Annotated in this window: 20 protein-coding genes and 2 tRNA genes; 9 read left to right on the forward strand and 13 right to left on the reverse strand. The window is 68.0% G+C overall.

Annotated elements, in window-relative coordinates:
- The first annotated feature begins 168 nt into the window (after positions 1 to 168).
- From B1729_RS03635 to B1729_RS03645, 3 genes are read left to right on the forward strand one after another with little or no spacing between them, the layout of a single operon-like run.
- Positions 169 to 426, forward strand: a complete 258-nt coding sequence (locus B1729_RS03635) for a hypothetical protein (RefSeq protein WP_163618480.1) — start codon at positions 169 to 171, stop codon at positions 424 to 426.
- Complete coding sequence (locus B1729_RS03640; RefSeq protein ID WP_163618481.1) at positions 423 to 1,433, forward strand: zeta toxin family protein; 1,011 nt, start codon at positions 423 to 425, stop codon at positions 1,431 to 1,433. Before B1729_RS03635 ends, B1729_RS03640 begins: the two co-directional genes overlap by 4 nt.
- Positions 1,430 to 2,008, forward strand: a complete 579-nt coding sequence (locus tag B1729_RS03645; protein WP_275575835.1) for a recombinase family protein — start codon at positions 1,430 to 1,432, stop codon at positions 2,006 to 2,008. The genes B1729_RS03640 and B1729_RS03645 overlap by 4 nt, the downstream gene beginning before the upstream one ends.
- On the opposite strand, the gene B1729_RS03650 is transcribed toward B1729_RS03645, so the two are convergent.
- From B1729_RS03650 to B1729_RS03675, 6 genes are all read right to left on the reverse strand, one after another.
- Entirely contained in the window at positions 1,990 to 2,208 is a 219-nt protein-coding gene (locus B1729_RS03650) for a hypothetical protein (RefSeq protein WP_163618483.1), read from the reverse strand. The two genes, B1729_RS03645 and B1729_RS03650, sit on opposite strands and share 19 nt — an antisense overlap.
- A gap of 64 nt (positions 2,209 to 2,272) precedes the next feature.
- Positions 2,273 to 2,563 carry a hypothetical protein gene (locus B1729_RS03655; protein ID WP_163618484.1) on the reverse strand — a complete coding sequence of 97 codons (291 nt, stop codon included), beginning with the start codon at positions 2,561 to 2,563 and terminating at the stop codon, positions 2,273 to 2,275.
- 229 nt (positions 2,564 to 2,792) lie between these two features.
- Positions 2,793 to 3,044, reverse strand: coding sequence for a hypothetical protein (locus B1729_RS03660; RefSeq protein WP_163618485.1), 252 nt, complete (start codon positions 3,042 to 3,044; stop codon positions 2,793 to 2,795).
- A gap of 19 nt (positions 3,045 to 3,063) precedes the next feature.
- Positions 3,064 to 4,173, reverse strand: a complete 1,110-nt coding sequence (locus B1729_RS03665) for a hypothetical protein (protein WP_163630752.1) — start codon at positions 4,171 to 4,173, stop codon at positions 3,064 to 3,066.
- A 37-nt stretch (positions 4,174 to 4,210) separates the two neighbouring features.
- The gene (locus B1729_RS03670; protein WP_163618487.1) at positions 4,211 to 4,687 is read right to left on the reverse strand and encodes a hypothetical protein; all 477 of its coding nucleotides are present in this window, start codon (positions 4,685 to 4,687) and stop codon (positions 4,211 to 4,213) included.
- Complete coding sequence (locus tag B1729_RS03675) at positions 4,684 to 4,953, reverse strand: glutaredoxin family protein (protein WP_204260098.1); 270 nt, start codon at positions 4,951 to 4,953, stop codon at positions 4,684 to 4,686. The genes B1729_RS03670 and B1729_RS03675 overlap by 4 nt, the downstream gene beginning before the upstream one ends.
- Before the next feature lie 363 nt (positions 4,954 to 5,316).
- Here B1729_RS03675 and B1729_RS03680 point away from each other — a divergent pair, with 363 nt between their 5' ends.
- Together B1729_RS03680 and B1729_RS03685 are read left to right on the forward strand one after the other, a co-directional pair.
- On the forward strand, positions 5,317 to 5,919 hold the full coding sequence (locus B1729_RS03680; protein WP_239525979.1) for a hypothetical protein: 603 nt from the start codon (positions 5,317 to 5,319) through the stop codon (positions 5,917 to 5,919).
- Positions 5,912 to 7,024, forward strand: coding sequence for a site-specific integrase (locus B1729_RS03685; RefSeq protein WP_163618488.1), 1,113 nt, complete (start codon positions 5,912 to 5,914; stop codon positions 7,022 to 7,024). The genes B1729_RS03680 and B1729_RS03685 overlap by 8 nt, the downstream gene beginning before the upstream one ends.
- Before the next feature lie 190 nt (positions 7,025 to 7,214).
- Here B1729_RS03685 and B1729_RS03690 read toward each other — a convergent pair.
- A tRNA-Ser gene (locus B1729_RS03690) sits at positions 7,215 to 7,303 on the reverse strand.
- A gap of 154 nt (positions 7,304 to 7,457) precedes the next feature.
- Here B1729_RS03690 and B1729_RS03695 point away from each other — a divergent pair.
- Positions 7,458 to 8,150 (forward strand): DUF2278 family protein, encoded by a 693-nt coding sequence (locus B1729_RS03695; RefSeq protein ID WP_163618489.1) that lies wholly within the window; start codon positions 7,458 to 7,460, stop codon positions 8,148 to 8,150.
- 60 nt (positions 8,151 to 8,210) lie between these two features.
- Here the strand turns inward: B1729_RS03695 and B1729_RS03700 are convergent, their stop codons facing one another.
- From B1729_RS03700 to serS, 5 genes are all read right to left on the reverse strand, one after another.
- Positions 8,211 to 9,530 carry an LCP family protein gene (locus B1729_RS03700; protein ID WP_163630754.1) on the reverse strand — a complete coding sequence of 440 codons (1,320 nt, stop codon included), beginning with the start codon at positions 9,528 to 9,530 and terminating at the stop codon, positions 8,211 to 8,213.
- On the reverse strand, positions 9,530 to 10,807 hold the full coding sequence (locus tag B1729_RS03705) for an LCP family protein (protein ID WP_239525980.1): 1,278 nt from the start codon (positions 10,805 to 10,807) through the stop codon (positions 9,530 to 9,532). Before B1729_RS03705 ends, B1729_RS03700 begins: the two co-directional genes overlap by 1 nt.
- 56 nt (positions 10,808 to 10,863) lie before the next feature.
- Positions 10,864 to 10,948: transfer RNA gene (locus tag B1729_RS03710), tRNA-Ser, on the reverse strand.
- A 373-nt stretch (positions 10,949 to 11,321) separates the two neighbouring features.
- Entirely contained in the window at positions 11,322 to 12,230 is a 909-nt protein-coding gene (locus tag B1729_RS03715) for an HAD family hydrolase (protein ID WP_163620777.1), read from the reverse strand.
- Positions 12,227 to 13,510 (reverse strand): serine--tRNA ligase, encoded by a 1,284-nt coding sequence (gene serS / locus B1729_RS03720; protein ID WP_163620776.1) that lies wholly within the window; start codon positions 13,508 to 13,510, stop codon positions 12,227 to 12,229. The genes B1729_RS03715 and serS overlap by 4 nt, the downstream gene beginning before the upstream one ends.
- A 131-nt stretch (positions 13,511 to 13,641) precedes the next feature.
- Between serS and B1729_RS03725 the strand changes: the two genes are divergently transcribed.
- Both B1729_RS03725 and B1729_RS03730 read left to right on the forward strand, forming a co-directional pair.
- Positions 13,642 to 15,003 (forward strand): diacylglycerol kinase family protein, encoded by a 1,362-nt coding sequence (locus B1729_RS03725; RefSeq protein ID WP_163620775.1) that lies wholly within the window; start codon positions 13,642 to 13,644, stop codon positions 15,001 to 15,003.
- A gap of 110 nt (positions 15,004 to 15,113) precedes the next feature.
- Positions 15,114 to 16,469, forward strand: a complete 1,356-nt coding sequence (locus B1729_RS03730; RefSeq protein WP_163630756.1) for a deoxyribodipyrimidine photo-lyase — start codon at positions 15,114 to 15,116, stop codon at positions 16,467 to 16,469.
- Positions 16,470 to 16,544: 75 nt separating this feature from the next.
- Here B1729_RS03730 and B1729_RS03735 read toward each other — a convergent pair whose 3' ends face one another.
- Positions 16,545 to 17,531 (reverse strand): aldo/keto reductase, encoded by a 987-nt coding sequence (locus B1729_RS03735; protein WP_163630759.1) that lies wholly within the window; start codon positions 17,529 to 17,531, stop codon positions 16,545 to 16,547.
- 117 nt (positions 17,532 to 17,648) lie between these two features.
- Here B1729_RS03735 and B1729_RS03740 point away from each other — a divergent pair, with 117 nt between their 5' ends.
- Positions 17,649 to 18,290: an NAD(P)-binding domain-containing protein gene (locus tag B1729_RS03740; protein ID WP_163620772.1), complete on the forward strand. Its 642-nt coding sequence runs from the start codon at positions 17,649 to 17,651 to the stop codon at positions 18,288 to 18,290.
- Positions 18,291 to 18,313: the final 23 nt, after the last annotated feature.

Here is an 18,313-nt window from a genome sequence, read left to right on the forward strand (position 1 = left end):
ACCGCGCGTCTGGCGGCAACTCCAGGCCCTTCAGCGTCAGGGAGAATACGTCGGCTGCCCCCAGCGCTCATGACGACCCCTCCCGAACGGTCCTCATCTGAGTCAACGTCTGCGTCGATACTCCGCTCGACGTTTCTGACGGGCCAATAGACTGCTGACGGAGGCCAGATGACTGAGCAACGATCGGCATGGCGAGCGAACGACGTCGTCGCGTACGAGGCGATGCGCGATGCTGCCGACACCGCAATCGCGTTGCTCTTGCGCCTCTCGAGGGAGGGTGCATTTCTGGCGAGTCGCGCTCATTCGGAGGCTGCTGCGATCCGCCGCCAGGTCTTCGAGGTGGATGGATTCGATCGCGACGCCGTCAACGCCACTCGTCTAGCTCTCGAAGAGCGAATCGGTACTCTCTCAGGCTCGTTGCCGTGAGCGATCTCATCCCGTCCGAAGAGGAGACGGCGCGAATCTTCGACGAACAGATCCTTCCGATCGTCTTCCCCAACGCGCCATCACCCGCGAGACCCTCGCTCGTGCTGCTCGCGGGACAACCCGGCGCCGGCACATCCAGAGCAACCGCGCAGATGCTCGCAGACTCGCCGACAGACATGGTGGTGTTGAACGGAGACGACCTTCAGGTTTTCCATCCAAACTTCCTCGCCCTCGCCCGCTCGCGATCGGCGGAGGCGCCACAACTTCTCTCTCAATCGACTGCGAGCTGGGCGCGAAGCTGCTTGCGGCACGCTCGCACCATCGGGCGGTCACTGCTCGTCGACGGCTCGTTCCACTCTCCGGAAGTTGCTCTGCGGACGGCTGACCTCTTCGCTCACCAAGGTTTCGCGACGCGGGTCGTCGTTGTGGCCACGCCGAGGGCAGAGAGCCTTCTGGCTGCGGCATCCCGCTACCTTCTTGACGCTCAGGGTGGCCGCGCGTCGCGCTTCACCAGCGTGGGCGCCCACGATGCTGATTGGAACAGCACTCGCGCACTGATCGGCGAATTGGAGGCGACGCCATCCGTCGACAAGCTGACCGTCATCGGGCGCGACGGACGGGCGTGCTTCGATGCCGAGCGAACCGCTCCCGAGGGATTCGCCGGTGCGACCCGCGCACTCCTGCGGGAACAGTCCGCCTCGATGTCCAGCGGCTTCGCCATGCGGTGGATGTCGGAGCTGCGGTCCATGACCGACTACGCATTGGCCGCCGGCCAAGCATCCAGACCGCTCGCCGAGCTGTTGATCGAGTTGCATGGGGTGGCACTCAATGAGGTGCTCTCCCAGTTGGCATTGCCCGCTCACTCGAAGGCCCGACCGGCAGCCGAGGCGAACCTTGCCCGGCGGCTGACCGAGCTGCGTAGAGCAGCCCCAGCAGTGCCACGCGGAGAGGATCTCGCCGCACCGGCCGTGTCGCCCATTCAGCCCGACCGCGGCATCTCGCGATGAGCCGAACAGTCGGGTATGTGCGAGATCTCCTCGCACGTGGGGACGGGGAGGCGGAGGTCAAGGCGCTCCGCATGCTCGGCGCGTCCCGGGTCTACGTCGACCGGCTCGACGTCTCGGCAGCGCGGCGGCCCGAGCTCATCGCGTGCCTGCAGAATCTTCAGGCGGGTGACACGCTTCTGATCCCCAGCGCTGTGATGCTGTCGCACTCCGTGGAGCACTTCGTGTCCACCGTCGCGCAGTTGCGACGTCGCGAAATCCTCATGCGTTCGATGACGGAGCCCGCGTTGTCGACCGCCGGCGGCACGGGCGCCAGCATAGGTGACACGCTCGATGCGCTCGACGGTCTGCGCAGCCGACTCATCGGTATTCGCACGCGCCAGGGTATGGATGCCGCGATCCTCGCCGGCCGTAAGCCGGGACGGCCACGGGTGATGACGGAACAGCGAATCGCCGTGGCTCAAGAGCTCCGCGCGCAGAAGCGCTCATACATGCAGATCGGTCGAGCGCTCGGCGTCAGCGAGGCGGCGGTTCGGCGAGCCTTGGGCAGTTCCGCTGGTCACGCCCTGCCCAAGTAGCCGGCGGCGTCCGCTCCGACTACGGCGAACGCCGCTAGTGCGAGAACAGCGAACATCATGGCGACGCCCAAGGTCCGCAGCATCCGTCTGAGGTCTCCGCGAAGCGTTGCTCCGGCGATCACAGGCAGCGTCAGCACGATGCAGGCGCTGCAGATCGCCGCGGCGGCAAAGGTCAGTGCCGTGATGCTCGGCTCGTTCATGATCGGCTCCTGGACGGATGTGTCCCTTGGCATCGACTGTCCTCGTGGCATCCGACATCAGCTCTCAATCCGAGCGGAGAGGGCTCCTCGCCTCGAGGTCACTCATCAGCCAGCGGCGGACGACCTCGCCGTGCTCGTCGTCCCAATCCGGCTCGGTCAGCGCCCATCGGTGCATGAGGCGTGCGGCAACTCCGGGATGCAGTCCCGCGTCAAGCACCTCGGCGAGCGCCTCAGCCTCGTCGAACTGCAGGCTGCAGATTACCTCCTCCTCACGGCCGTCGAGCAGCTCTGCGAAGACATGCGCCAGCCGGTCCACCGCTTCTTCCAGTTGATCCCATCCGGCGATGGTGTTCATGATTCGACCTCCTGTTCATCTGTTCTGTCTGACTGTTCTGACGCCTTCCTGGCAAGTGGCGTCGTTTGCGACCGGAGGGTGGCGCAGTGCCGGGTCGTGGAATACCGGAACCCCGGAGCGACAGCGGAGGGGTGAGGATATGCCGCGAAAGCCCGGAACGAAGCACCCAGGAGGGAGCTACGATGACCGGCCAGGAAAGGCTCACCGCACATCAGTTCAGCCTTGCCTGCTAGAAAGCGCGGCTCAGCAGGTCCCGGATGAATGCCTGCCGATCATCGGCAGCGCCGGTAATCAGATCCCGGATGCGTTCACGAAGCACCGCGACCTCGTCTGATGGAAGACTGCGAAGCGGTTCCAGACACCAGTCGAGGTCTTCGTCGATGGTGTAACCCGGCTCCTCGATGGGTTTTTCGGGGTAGTAGGTGAATGCGGCGAACGCCACCAGGGAGATGGTGGCTTCGGCGTCTGCACGGTCGAGCATGATGAGCTCCTTTCCTTCATCATCGGTTCAGTCCGGTGCTATGTAGCGGTGCCGCTCCGACACTGTGTGGTGCCGCCGGATCGGGATGTGGAGAGCGGGGGTTGATTCGGAGGCGTCGGTTCACTTCGTGTCCGATCGCGTCGAGGCGGGCGTTCTCGGCTGCCTCTGCGGCACCCTTTGCGACGAGTTGCTTAACCCGTTCGATGGCTCGTGCTCGTTGCCGGGCGGTCATCTCGGCTTGTCTGGCTGCCTTCTCGGCTTCGTAGGCGAATCGTCGAGCCTCGCTCACGCGGAGCCGGTCGGAAGGGTCAGGCGCGTTCAGCAGGTACGCGAGTGCCCGGCATCGTGCACTGTCCCGGTTGAACCGATCGATGAGAGCCGGCGGCGTCGGGCCGAAGACCTCGGACAGATTCTGTTCGAGCACCTCCCGAGTGGCCCGGATCCTGGAGAAGAACTCGTCCGCGGCGGCGGCGTTGGCATCGCGCTGTTGCTTCGTGACGGTGTGCAGCCGACGTGGCGGCAACCCTTCGCTACGGCGGAGTCGTTCACGACGGCGCCACTCCCGGTGGTATGCGCGCCTGGCTTCGGCATCCTCCGCGTACTTCTCTCGCAGGTGCGCGGTGATGCGCCCCGCGTTCGCCGTGTAGTACGCGCGAGCCCTGTCGCGGGCCTGTTGCGGGTCCTCCCAGTACTTGGCCCGGAGCTTCGCGTTCTCCTGCTGCCTGTGACTGTCTCTCCAACGCTGGTTGCGGGCATTGGTTTGCGAACGGTACCGATCGGGATCGGCCGCGCGCCGTGCCGCACGCCGCTCCCGCTGATAGTCGAGGTATTCCTGCCGGTGCGCCGCGTAGTACTCACGCTGATACTGCCGCCGCGCCTCCCGCCGCTGCTGTTCCGCGCGCTTACGGGCGTCGTACGACTTCATGTACTCGCGCTTCTTGCGCAGGACTTCCTCACGATGTTCGGTGTTGTAGCGGCGACGGTACTCGGAGATGTGCTCTGCGTTTCGCTCGCGCCACCGCCGCTTGGACTCGGCGATCTGTTCCGCATGCTCCTGGCGGTATCGTCGCCGGCGCTCCCGCTCGGCCTCTTGCTGGCGTTCAGCCGCTAGTCGGCGCTCCTGTGCCATCGTGTCGCGTGGCGACTCCCCTTCGTCAGCCACGAGGTCACCACCCCGACCCGACCCCGTCGAGTTCCCCGCCCGCGGTAGGCAGCGGGTCCAATAGCGAGTCGGCCGGCGCGAACCGATCGCGAGGCTTGCGGGGCGTGCCGAGACGGAAGCGGGCATCGGCCTCCGCCGCACTGCGCTTGCCTCTCGGGAAGTACTCCTGGAGCACCCGACAGCCGGGATCGGGGATCACCCAGTGGCAGCGCTCACCCCACCACACCGTCAGGTTGAGTTCGGCTTCCTCGACCGAGTCCGCCCACACGCCGACGACATGTCCGTCGGCGAGCTGAGCGGTATGCCAGCTGCGATCGCCACCCTGGATGCCGCGCACTCGGAGCGCGTCGGTGATGAGTTCGTGACGATCCCGGCATTCGTGATCGGTCGCAGTCGCGCCGCTGATGGGACACGCCGCGCGGATACGCTCTCCCGCCTCGGCAAGAGTCTCGCCCGGCATAGCGGTCGACAGGGAGTTCATGACCGCGCTCCGATGCGAAGCGCCAGGTGATCGATGAGGTCTGGACGGAACCCTGACCAATGATGCTCGGGCTCGTCATCGACCACGACGACGGGAGCCTCGCTGTAGCCGAGGTCGTCGGTCAGGAACTCGCGGACGTCGACGTTGACCTCTTCGGTGATGTCGATGACCGTGAAGCGGATGCCGGCGGCAGAGAGGCATCGACATGTCAGGGCGCAGCGCATGCAGGTGGCGCCCGTCGAATACACGGTGACGCTGATCGTCATCGGTATCTCCGAGAAGCGGGAGCTATGGCATCCCCTGTCGAGCGGTGCGTCTGCTCACCGATCCATCGCTCAATATCCGAGAGCTTGTAGACGACGGTGCGTCCGAACTTCACATATTGCGGGCCACCGCCGTTTCGACGCCACGCGCCCAGGCGACTGAGAGGAACCCCCGGTAGAGAGTCCGCCAGTTCCTGCGGGGTCAGGAACGTGTGCTCGGGATCGTCTGAATGCAGCTGAACGATCGTGACCACGATTCACCTCCACTTGTCTATGTCACAGCTTGTTCAACACGAGTGAAGCACTATCTGCTACGCTATGCAAGAGGTCATGCAAAAGCGTCGCGCGGTTAGACAAACTAGGGAGGTGAAGGTCGACGTGAAGACACCCGATGGTCACGAAGTCACGTGGCGGTCTGCCACCCAGCCGGTCGGTTCCGCGCTGCGCATTACCCCCGAGTTCGTCGCGACGACGGTGGATCGGTCGTTGGGAGTGCAGACGTCCGTCGTCGCGCGGTACGTACCCGAGGAGGGCCGTTACGTCATCAAGGGCGTCAATAGCACCGCTGTACGCGACGAAGTCGAGTTGAACTACCCGACGGTTGCGAAGGTGGGGATGCAGGCGATCGTTCAGCTCGCCGCACCTCGCTGCATCTACCTCACACTCGACGACGAACACGATCCGCTCGCGACATGGCTGAGCGTGGACGATCTGACGACTGCCGAAGGTCGAATCCTGCCCCCGAATCTCGCCGCGGAAGTCGTGCGACGGGGTGGCGGTGACGCGCGCATGGAAGCCATCGAACTGCTGTACGGCAGCGCGGCTCTGGCAGGGCTGCCACCGGCGAAGCTGATCCAGAAGGAACTCGGCATTCCCCACCGGACCGCATCGCAGTGGATCATCGACGCCCGCAAAGCCGGACGCCTCGAGGGCATGAACTACAACGCCGGTCGACCGGCGCGTGGGTAGCGTTCACCCCTACGACAGCGCGAACGGAAAGCGCTACGAGGCGCGATATCGCAAGCCCAACGGCCGGCAAGGGGCGAAACGCGGATTCGTACGTAAACGGGATGCCGAACTCTGGCTCGCCGAGATCGACACCGCGCGTGCGAAGGGCAACTTCATCGACCCGCAGGCGGCGAAGGCAACCGTCGACCTACTGGGCCCGATCTGGCTCGACGCCAAACGCCACACGATGAAGCCGTCCTCGTTCGCCCCCATCGAAACAGCTTGGCGACTCCGCGTGCAGCCGACCTGGGGCGGGTGGGAGGTCGCGGACATCCGTCACACAGACGTCAGAGCTTGGGTAGCCGAGCTCACCAAGACCACCGGTGCGACGGTGACCATACGAACGTTCGGCGTGCTCGCGAGCATCCTCGACGACGCCGTCTACGACGCCCGGGTCGCAACGAACCCAGCGCGAGTGGGACGCATTGGACTGCCGAGAAAGACCCGTGGAAAGCACGGCTACCTCGCGCACGACGAGGTGATCAGGCTCGCGCGCGAGTCGGGCGATCGGAAGCTTCTCGTTCTGATGCTTGCCTACACGGGGATCCGCTGGGGCGAGGCAGCCGCACTCCGCGTCAAGGACATCGACTTCGACCGTGGCCGCATCCACATCACGAGGAACGCCGTTGAGGTGCACGGCAAGATCCACGTCGGCACCCCGAAGTCGCACACCGCGCGTGTCGTGCCGGTACCGGCGTTCCTGATGGAACAGCTCCAGCTGACCTCGGCTGGGCTCTCGCGTGAGTCGCTCATCTTCCCCGCGTCGGACGGTAGCTACATGCGTCGCACTCGCGCCGGCGACGGATCGAAGTCGTGGTTCAAGACCGCACTCGCGAATGCCGACCTGCCGATGATGACGACGCACGATTTGCGGCACACCGCGGCGTCGCTGGCGGTGCAGTCAGGCGCGAACGTGAAGACGATCCAGCGCATGCTTGGCCATACGTCAGCGGCGATGACCCTCGACGTCTACTCGGACCTCTTCGATGAGGATCTCAACGCCGTGTCGGATCGACTTGACGAGGGCGCAGCGAGAGCGGGAGTGACTCAGCTCTTCGAGAACTGACATCTGCCGACTCGGCAGCGGTCACCAACTACCGCGGCGTCGCGGACACCGGAGGATCAGGGCGATGCGGGAAGTCCGCAGACCGCTTTCTCGGATCTTGTTCGCAGATTCTTCGCAAATCGCGGTTCTATGAAAAAGCTATGGCCCGCGATCCCAGTGTTTTCAAGGGATCGAGGGCCAGAACCGAACGCGGAGACGGAGGGATTTGAACCCTCGGTCCCCTTACGAGGACTCCACCTTAGCAGGGTGGTGCACTAGGCCTGACTATGCGACGTCTCCAGGCATCCGGGCGCGAAGCGCGGATGCACCCAGCAATCATAACCGAGACGAGCGCCGCTTCTTGCACCCGCTGATGCGGCCGACGCGACACCGCCCGCGATCCCTTCAGCCCACGCGCTCGTATCAACCGCACGAGCGCACCGCTCTTCCCGGTATGCCGTTCACACAGTACGGAGTGCTCAGCGGGACCCTCACGTCGCACGAGCGGGACGACCCGGACGAGTTCGGGCGCTGGTGGCACGTCAACCTCAGGGTTCGCAGCGGAGCGCGCGAGTTCAAGGTGGCAGTCGATGTCGACAGCAGCAAATCGGCAACCGGTGTGCAGTGGAAGACCGTCCGCACGACGAGCGCCAAGCTGGGCTGGCCGATGCTCCCGCCGCCGGCGTTCACCGGCCTCGTCTCCGCGCCGACGACCGGGGCGATCGACGTCATCCGTCATCCCGCCCTGCGTGTGGTCGGCATCCGAAGGTTCCTGCAGCGGCTGTTCCGCGCGAGGGATGCCGTACCCGCCGAGCGCTCGTGGTTCTGGATTCCGGTGCTGAGGCCCTGGCGCTCCGGCGATCACCTGCAGGCCTCGGAGGCGCTGGAGGCGACGCTGCGCGTCGGCGCGCTCACCCTGGTGTGGGGTGAGCCGTTCCCCGAGGGCGCGGCACCAGCCTCGGTGCAGGGCATGCACAACGTCCACCAGAACCAGGGCGACCCCGCCGGCTCGCAGTGGTGGCCCGAGAACGGGATCTGGCAGGATGGCGGCGTCGCCACGCTGCAGGCCGACGGCAGCTGGCTCGTCTTCGTCTCGAAGTTCTCGACGCAGAGCGATCACACCGACAGTCAGGGACATCCGACCTGACCAGCCGGCCGTAGAGGGCGAGCGGATGCCGCAGCCCGGCCCCGTCGCCGCCTGCCGAGGCTACCTCTGCCGCTGGGTGCAGGTGATGTCTTTCGCGGTCTGACCCGCGATGTCGGACGGCAACTCGACCCGCGCCTCTGCCACCGGAGTCTCCGCCGTGGCAGGCGTCTCAGCGGTCGGCGGCGCCTCCGCCGCAGGCTCGGTCGCCGCCGGCGTGGGTGCCGTCTCCGGCTTGACGGCCTCACCCGTCACCTCGACGCCATAGCCCTGGCTGGCGTCGCCGGTCAGGGTCAGCGGCTGGTTGGCCTTCAGCGCGTCGAACAGCACGGTCGCGGCATCCTTCACCGGCATCACGCGGCTGCTGGTGGCACCCCCGACGTAGCGCGTCGGGTACTGGACGAACACGATGTCCTCGTACGGCACGTCCTTGACGGCCATGGCGATCTGCACCATGAGCGTGGGGTTGGTGAGTCCCGAGCTCAGCACGAGCTGCTTCTGCTGCACCTGATTGATCGCAGTGGTCGCGAGATTGAGCAGCGTCCCAGGGTTCGCGAGAACCGAGTCGGACTGGAGCTTTCGCACCATCGACGACATGAACTGCTGCTGGTTCGAGATGCGGCCGAGGTCGGAGCCGTCGCCGATGCCGTGGCGGATGCGCAGGAACTGCAGCGCCTGCTCGCCCTCGAGCGTGTGCGTGCCGGCGGTCAGGCTCAGTCCGGTATGCGGGTCGCTGATGTCGTCTGCGACGCAGACGTCGACGCCGCCGATGGCGTCGGACATGTTGATCACGCCCGCCCAGCGGATCGCCGCGGCGAAGTCGATCTCGTCCTCGATGATCGACTCGACCGTGAGCACCGTGCAGGCGAGTCCGCCGTACTGGTACGAGGCGTTGATCTGCTGCGATGACATCGCCGAGTGGTTGCCGCTGCCGTCCGCCTTCGGGCACGACGGGATCGGCACGAGCATGTCACGCGGGATCGACACGACCGTGACGCGGCGCGGCTCGTCGGAGATGTGCACGAGCATCGTCACGTCGTTGCGCTCACCGTCGGTGTCGCCCGCACGGCAGGCCGAGGAGAGTTGGGCGTTCTCGCCCTCGCAGGAGTCCGTGCCCACCATAAGGATGTTCACGCCACCCTCGATCGCTCCGAGCGACGGCGGCAGCGGCTTCTCATCATCGAGCACGACCGCGTTGGCGGTCACCGTCTGCGTGGCGTCCCATACGCTGTACGCGGCCACGCTGGCCGCGCTCACCCCGAACACGCCGAGCACGACGCCCAGCATGGCGAAGAGGGTGACGAACGGATGCCGCGACTTCAGCGCACCGTGGCGCGCGAGGGGTGCCCGGCCCTCTCCCGAGGGCCGCTTCGACCCCGCCATCAGCCGTTGGCCCTGACGTTGCCGGCGGAGCAGGTCTGGTCCGCTGCCGACTGACCGGGGATGTCGTCCAGTGCGACGGGCGCCTCGGTCGGCGCCGGCGTGGCGCTGGTGCCGGGCGTCGGCGCCGTCTCGACGGGCGCCTCGGTCGGCTGCGGGTCTACGGTGACCACCCCGCCGGTGTTGTTCTGGTCGTTGGTCAGCTCGATCGGCTGGTTGGCTGCCAGTGCGGCCCAGAGCTTCTCGGCGAGTCGATCGTCGGGGACGACGCGGTTCGCATCGGCGGGATCGGTGATCACCGGGAACTGGACGAAGTTGATGTCTTGGAACGGCACGTCCTTGATCGCGAGTGCGATCTGCGCGAGCGTCATCGGGTTGGTGAGCGACTCGCTCGGCGTGATGTTGTCGACAGCGGTCGTGGCGAGCCTGTAGAGCGTCCCCGGATCCGACAGCACGTCGCTGCTCACGAGCTTGCGGGCGAGGCTCGACATGTACTGCTGCTGGTTCGAGATGCGCGCGAGGTCGCTCCCGTTCTCGAGGCCGTGCCGGGTGCGGAGGAACTGCAGCGCCTCGACGCCCTGGATCGTCCTGGGGCCGGGGCCCCAGTTGATGGCGGTGTACTTGTCTTTGATGCCGCCGTTGCCGATGCAGACGTCGACGCCGCCGATCGCATCGGTGATGTTGATGACGTTGCCGAAGCTCACCTTGGCGGCGAAGGGGATGTTCTGACCGCTGAGATCGCTGACGGTCTTGGCCACGCACGACAGGCCGCCGTAGCCCCACGCCTCGTTGATCTGCGTCTTCGACGTCGGCGAGGTCGTCGAGCCGTCCTCACGGGTGCACGACGGGATGGGGATCATCAGATCGCGCGGGAACGACACGACCGTCACGCGGCGCGGGTTGTCGGAGATGTGAACGAGCATGTTCACGTCGTTGAGCTGCCCGCCGGCGTCGGCACCCGTGCAGCGCGCGCCGAAGAGGTACGCGTACTCCTCTTCGCACTCATCCGTGCCGACGAGCAGGATGTCGACGCCGCCCTCGATCGCGCCGATATCGGGCGGAACCGGCCCCTGGCCCTCGAGCTCCACGGCGCCGTCGGCGAAGCTTGCGACCACGTCGGTGGCGGCATAGGCCGCGACACCGGCACCCGACACGAGCACCACCGCGGCGACGATGCCGACCAGCTTCATGATGAAGCCGACCGGGCTCGGAGACGACAGCTCACCGTGGCGGGCCACCGTGCGGCGGCCCCGCCTCGTGGGCTTGTGCGTCGAGCTCACTTGGTTCCCTCTCAAGGATGCTGCGGTCTCACGGTCGCCCCCGGCACATCACTCTGCGGAGGGTGTGGGATTCGAACCCACGGGACATTGCTGCCCACTGGTTTTCAAGACCAGGTCCATCGGCCGCTCGGACAACCCTCCCGGCGCATGCCACCCCGAAGGGAGGCATCCGTCGACAGGCGTCGAGTCTAGCCGACAGCACTGTCGGCCCCATTCTTCCAACGGCGCCTGGCAATCCTCTGAGGAACGCGCCTTCCCCAGTTGGTCCCGGTCGTTGAGCGAGCGAAGCGAGACGAAACGCCTCGAGAACGATCCCGGTCGTTGAGCGAGCGAAGCGAGACGAAACGCCTCGAGCCGACGACTTGCGCCGGGTTCGGCGCGTTTCGTCTCGCTCGTTCCTCGCTCGCTCAACGACCGGGGTGAGGGCCTCGCTCGCTCAACGACCGGGGTGAGGGCCTCGCTCGCTCAACGACCGGGGTGAGGGCCTCGCTCGCTCAACGACCGGGGTGAAGGGTCAGAGGCGGCGGAGCACCTCGGCGACGCCGCCCTCGTGCACCGACGACGTGGTCTCGCCCGCGGCATCCCGAACCTCCTGCGGTCCCTGGGCCATCGCGACCGCGCGGCCGCCGTTGTCGAGCGCCCAGCGGAACATGCCGACGTCGTTGCGGCCGTCGCCGATCACCAGCACGTGGGCGGGGTCGATGCCGAGCTCGGTGCGCACGAGTTCGAGTCCGGTGCTCTTGTCGATGCCCTGCGGCGCGATGTCGAGCCAGGCCGTCCAGCCCACCGCGTACGAGACGTGGTTGAGTCCGATGCGGGCTACCAGATCGACGAAGTCCTGCTCGCGCTTCTCGGGCGACACGACGACGATGCGGCACACCTGCTGGGCCCCGAGCTCTTCGAACGGCACGCGGCGGGCGTTGGTGAGGTTCCAGTCCGCGAGATACTCCGTGTACAGGCGCCGGCCGTCGGGGAGCTCTACGAGATAGCGGGCGTCGGGCAGGTGCTCACGCAGCTGCTCGAGCACGGCGCTGGGATCGAAGGTCTCGACGTGCCAGCGGTCGTAGCGCAGCTCGTCTGCCTCCATCCGCTTGAGCACGACGGCGCCATTCGAGCACACGACGAACTCGGGCGCCACGCCCAGCACGCGCATGATTCCGCGGGTGCCCTCCCAGCTGCGACCGGTCGCGATCATCACCTCATGCCCCGTGCGGTGCGCATGCTCGACGGCGTCGACGACGCCGGGGCTCAGCGACTCGTCCTCGAGCAGCACGGTGCCGTCGATATCGAGCGCGATGAGGAGCTGCTCGGTGGCGACGGCGGGGTTCTCGGTGTCGCGCGCGACCCGCTCGACGAGCTTCGCGGCCTTCTTCGGCGCGACGACCTTGATCGACCCGGTCGCGGGCAGATGCGCGTCGGTCACGCGATCGGCTCCATGACCTCGAGTCCGCCGAGGAACGGTCGCAGCACCTCCGGCACCGTGACCGAGCCGTCCTCGCGCTGATGCGTCTCGAGCAGGGCGACGATCCACCGAGTGGTGGCGAGCGTGCCGTTGAGCGTCGCGACCGGCTGCGTCTTGCCCGTCCCCTTGCCGTCGACCGCGGGCGTGCGGTAGCGGATGTCGAGCCGCCGCGCCTGGTAGGTCGTGCAGTTCGAGGTCGAGGTGAGCTCGCGGTACGCGTTCTGCGTCGGCACCCAGGCCTCGACGTCGTACTTGCGGGCGGCGCTCGCACCGAGGTCTCCCGCGGCGACATCGATCACACGGTACGACAGGCCCAGGTCCTGCAGCATGCGCTCCTGCAGTTCGACGAGGCGCAGGTGCTCCCCCTCCGCCTCTTCGGGCGTCGTGTAGACGAACATCTCGAGCTTGTTGAACTGGTGCACCCGGATGATGCCCCGGGTGTCCTTGCCATACGACCCGGCCTCGCTGCGGTAGCAGGTCGACCAGCCGGCGTAGCGCTTCGGGCCGCGCGAGAGGTCGAGGATCTCGTCCATGTGGTAGCCGGCGAGCGGCACTTCGCTGGTGCCCACGAGGTAGAGGTCCTCGTCGTCGAGGTGATAGACCTCGGCGGCGTGCTTGCCCAGGAATCCGGTGCCGCGCATGACCTCGGGGCGCACCAGCGTGGGCGGGATGATGGGCGTGAAGCCCGCCTGCAGGGCGCGGTCGAGCGCCAGGTTCATTAGGGCGATCTCGAGACGGGCCCCGATGCCGGTGAGGAAGTAGAACCGGCTGCCCGACACCTTGGTGCCGCGCTCCATGTCGATCGCGCCGAGCCGCTCGCCCAGCTCGAGGTGGTCGCGGGGCTCGAAGCCGAAGGCGGGGACCTCGCCGTGCGTGCGCAGCGTGACGAAGTCGTCCTCGCCGCCGGCGGGCACACCCTCGATGACGATGTTCTCGATCGCTGAGAAGGCTTCGGTGGATGCCTCCTCCGCGGCCGTGACCGCGTGCTGGGCCTGCTTCACGCGCTCGCTGAGCAGCTTGCCTTCGGCGACGAGGGCGGCCTTCTCTTCCTTCGGGGCCTGCGCGACGCGCTTACCGTGCGCGTTCTGCGTCGCGCGAAGCTCTTCGAACGTCGTGATGGCGGCGCGCCGTCCGCGATCGGCCTCGACGGCGACGTCGACGGTGTCGGGCGACTCGCCCCGCGCCTCCTGCGAGCGCTTGACCAGCTCGGGATTGTCGCGAAGCAGCACGGGATCGATCACTCTGCAATCTTAGTCGGCACCCCCGTGGCGGCGCCCCGCCGGCTGGTTCGGCACTGTGCGGCGGCCTCCGCCGGGCCGGACGCGCAAGCCGTTCGAGCCGGAGAGGCGATTCGCGTCCTACTCTGGACCACATGGCGGCATCTGGAACGGGCGAGGACGCGACAGCCGACGACGACCTCATTCCTCACCCTGCCGACGCGATCTACGCCGACGGCCCCAGCACCGCCGAACTCGACGTCGCCGCCGCGCAGGTCGAGGCGCAGGTCGAACAGTCGACCCCCACTGCCACGCCGGAGGGCGAGGAGGGCGAGGACCCAGCCGCGGGTGCGGCATCCGTCCCGGGCGACCGGCGGGAGCACGACGCCCCCGACCCGGCCGCGGCGGCGGAGCCCGACGACGTCATCCGTGAGCCCGACGACATCGAAGCCGACACCGCCGACGACGAGACCGGCTACGCGCGGCGCGTGGATGCAGCGGGGCGGACGCGTCCGCTGGAGACCGATGGTGAGCGCCCCTCACCCAAGGCCGCGCTGGTGTACAACCCGATCAAGGTGGACGCCGACGTGCTGCGCGACACGGTCACCCGGCTGTCGGCGGATGCCGGATGGGCCGAGCCGCTCTTCTACGAGACGACGGTCGACGATCTCGGCGACGACGTCACCCGGCAGGCGCTCGACGAGGGCGCCGACGCGGTGCTCGTGGCGGGCGGCGACGGCACGGTGCGCGCCGTGTCGGAGGCGATGAGCGGCAGCGGCGTGCCCCTGGCGATCGTGCCCAGCGGCACCGGCAACCTGCTCGCCCGCAACCTCAGGCTGCCGCTGACCGAGCCGACCGCGATGGTGCAGGCCGTGTTCGACGGCGACACCGTCCCGATGGACGTCGGCTGGACCGAGCTCAGCCGCCCCGACGGCACGACCGCCGAGCACGCCTTCGTGGTCATGGGAGGCATCGGACTCGATGCCGCGATGATCGCCAACACCAACCCGCAGCTGAAGAAGACCGTCGGATGGGTGGCCTACGTCGACGGTGCGGCGCGGGCGCTGCCCAACGCGAAGCCGTTCCGCGTCGTGTACGAGCTGCCGGGCCACCGGCTGCATTCCTCGCGCGTGCAGAGTGTGCTGTTCGCGAACTGCGGCAAGCTTCCCGCCGGCCTCGACCTCATTCCCGAGGCCTCGATCACCGACGGCGCGCTCGACATCGTGATCTTCCAGCCCAAGGGGCTCTTCGGCTGGCTGTTCGTCTGGCGCCGCGTGGCGTGGGACAACAGCTTCCTCCGCCGTTTTCGGACCGGGCGCCGCGTACTGTCGCTGCGCACGAAGGACAACGCCGTGGTGTACTCCCGCGGTGCCGGCATCGAACTGGCGACGCATGACGCGCAGCCGGTCCAGCTCGACGGCGACGAGTTCGGCGAGGCCCTCTCGGTCAAGACCCGCGTCGAGCCCGCGGCGCTCCTGATGGTCGTGCCCCACGGACACAGCACCGACGGCCTCTGACGACGCACCGCACGCTCGAGCGCGCCAGCACCGCATGACGAACAGCACGCCGATCGACCCGCAGGTGTCAAGACCGCCCCGGTGTTGCCCTCGCGGGGCAGGATGAGCGCATGCCCGGTCCCTCGGTCGTCTGGTTCCGCGACGATCTGCGCCTCGCCGACAACCCTGCGCTGCGTGCAGCTCTCGACCGCGGTGAGCCGGTGATCGCGCTGTACGTGCTCGACGAGGAGAGCCCCGGCATCCGCCCGCTCGGCGGAGCCGCCCGCTGGTGGCTGCACCACTCGCTCGCCTCGCTCGGCGAACGGCTGCGCGAGCGTGGCGGCACCCTGGTGCTGCGACGGGGCCCCGCCGATCGCGTGGTGCGCGAGACGGTGACGGATGCCGCAGCCGGCGCCGTCTTCTGGAACCGGCGCTACGGCGGGCCCGAGCGCGAGGTCGACGCCGGGCTCAAGTCCGCGCTCCGGGACGACCGTGTCGAGGTGTCGTCGTTTGCCGGCTCGCTGCTGTTCGAACCGTGGACGGTGCGGACCGGCGCCGGTACCCCGTTCTCGGTGTTCACGCCCTTCTGGCGCGCCTGCCTCGCGCTGCCCGCACCGCGCGCGCCGCTGCCCGAGCCGCGTGAGGTCGGCGGGCCGCTCCGGGGTCCGGCATCCGAGTCCCTCGACGAGTGGGCGCTGCTGCCCACCCGGCCCGACTGGGCGTCCGGACTTCGCGAGGCGTGGGAGCCGGGCGAGCCGGCTGCGCACCGGCGGCTGCGCGAGTTCCTGCACGACGACCTCGCGCAGTACGACCGCGCGCGGGACGAGCCGTCGGCCGGCGCGACCTCGCTGCTGTCGCCACGCTTGCGCTGGGGCGAGCTGAGCCCGCACACGGTATGGCACGAGACCGTCGCGGCCGGGGCGGGAGGCAGGTTCCTCTCGGAGCTCGGGTGGCGTGAGTTCGCGTGGCACGTCCTCTTCCACCACCCCGACCTCGCGACCCAGAACCTCCGGCGGGAGTTCGACGCGTTCCCGTGGCCCCGCTTGAAGCCGACCCACCTCGACGCCTGGCAGCGCGGCCGCACCGGCGTCGCCCTCGTCGACGCGGGCATGAGGGAGCTGTGGCACACGGGCTACATGCACAACCGGGTGCGGATGGTCACGGCATCCTTCCTCGTCAAGAACCTGCTCATCGACTGGCGGCGCGGGGAAGAGTGGTTCTGGGACACGCTGGTCGACGCCGACGACGCCAGCAACCCGTTCAACTGGCAGTGGGTGGCGGGGTCGGGCGCGGACGCGGCGCCGTACTTCCGCATCTTCAACCCGCAGCTGCAGGCGAAGAAATTCGACGCCGACGGGCACTACGTGCGCGAATGGGCGCCGGAGCATCTCGGGGAGCAGCCTCCCGAGCCGATCGTCGATCTCGGCGAGACACGGATGGCCGCGCTCGACGCGTACGAGCACGTCAAGCGCGCCGCTCGCGCGTGACCGGCGCCGGCGCGTGTGACCGGCGTCGCCGCACGTGACCGGCGTCGCCGCACGTGACCGGCCCGGCCGCGAGCGCTACCAGGCGTACGCTTCGGGCGCTTGTCCGCCGGGACCGGGGAACAGCTCGTCGAGCGCCGTCAGATCGTCGTCGCTGAGCCGGATCTCGAGCGCCGAGACTGCGGACTCCAACTGCTCTACAGTACGGGGGCCGATGATCGGTCCGGTGACGCCCGGCTGGTGCAGCAGCCACGCCAGGCCGAGCGCCGACGGCATCCAGCCGCGCTCCTGCGCGAAGCGCTCGTACGCGGCGAGCTGATCCCGGCGCTCCTCGCGTCGCGAGGCGACGCCTGCCGTCGCCGACCGCGCTTTGGCGTCCGACGACCCGCCACTGAGGAGTCCGCCCGCCAGAGGCGACCACGGCAGGATGCCGAGGCCGTAGTTCTGCGCGGCGGGGATGACTTCGAGTTCGATGGAGCGCTGGACGAGGTTGTACAGCGACTGCTCGCTGACCAGCCCCAGGAAGTTGCGCTGCGTCGCGATCTCGTTGGCCTGCGCGATGTTCCACGCCGCGAAGTTCGAGCTGCCGGCGTAGATCACCTCGCCGCGGGCTACCAGCACCTCCATCGCCTGCCAGAGCTCGGGCCACGAGATGTGCCGGTCGATGTGGTGGAACTGGTAGAGGTCGATGCGGTCGGTCTGCAGCCGTCGCAGCGACCCGATCGCCTCGCGGCGCACCTGCCAGGCCGACGCCCCTCGTGCGTTCACGACGTCGCCGTCGGGTGTGGGATCCACCATCGGCGAGTGCACTTTCGTCGCCAGGACGATGTCGTCGCGCACGCCGGGGCGGGCGGCGAACCACCGGCCGATGATCTCCTCGGTGGTGCCGCGGCCGCCGGCGCCGCCGTACCCGTTCGCGGTGTCGAAGAAGTTCACGCCGAGCTCCAGTGCGCGGTCCATGATCGCGAAGGCATCCTCCTCCGAGGTGCGGTCGCCGAAGTTCATCGTGCCGAGCACGATCCGCGAGACGGAGGTGCCGGTTCGTCCGAGTTGCACGTAGTCCATCCCGACATCGTCACACGGCATCCGGACCATCGGGTCGGGTTTCCGAAAACGTTTCCCGGATTTCCTCCCGTGTCGACGCGCGGAATGCGCGCGGCCCTCGCCCGGTTGCCGCCCGTCATGACAACGATCGGAATCATCGGTGCAGGACACATCGGCAGCGCGCTCGCCCGCGCCTTCTCAGGACTCGGCTACGACGTCGTGATCGCCAACTCGCGCGGGCCCGAGAGTCTGGCCGACCTGGTCGCCGAGCTCGGACCGAAGGTCACCGCGGCCACCGCCCTCGACGCGGCCGCGGCCGGCGACATCGCCGTGGTGACGGTGCCGCTGAAGGCGCTGAAGGATCTGCCGGTCGAGCCGCTCGCCGGGAAGATCGTGCTCGACACCATCAACTACTACTTCGAGCGCGACGGACACATCGACGCCCTCGACCGCGGCGAGGCGACGACATCCGGCCTCGTGCAGGCGCATCTGCCCGCATCGAAGGTGGTGAAGGCGTTCAACCAGATCCTCGCCGCGGACATCGACACCACGGGGCTGCCTGCGGGCACCCCCAACCGTCGCGCGCTCGGCACCGCGAGCGATCACGAGGACGCCGTCGAACTGGTCACCGGCATCTACGACGCCCTCGGCTACGACACCGTGAGCGCCGGACCGCTCAGCGAGTCGTGGCGGCTCGAGCGCGACCGGCCCGCGTACACGGCGCGCCAGACCGCCGCCGAGCTGCGCGAGAACCTCGCGAAGGGCAACCGCCTCCCCTGACCCGCCACGGTCGTTGAGCGAGC

Origin of the sequence: Microbacterium sp. B35-04 (assembly GCF_010634885.1) — a bacterium.
GTDB lineage: Bacteria > Actinomycetota > Actinomycetes > Actinomycetales > Microbacteriaceae > Microbacterium.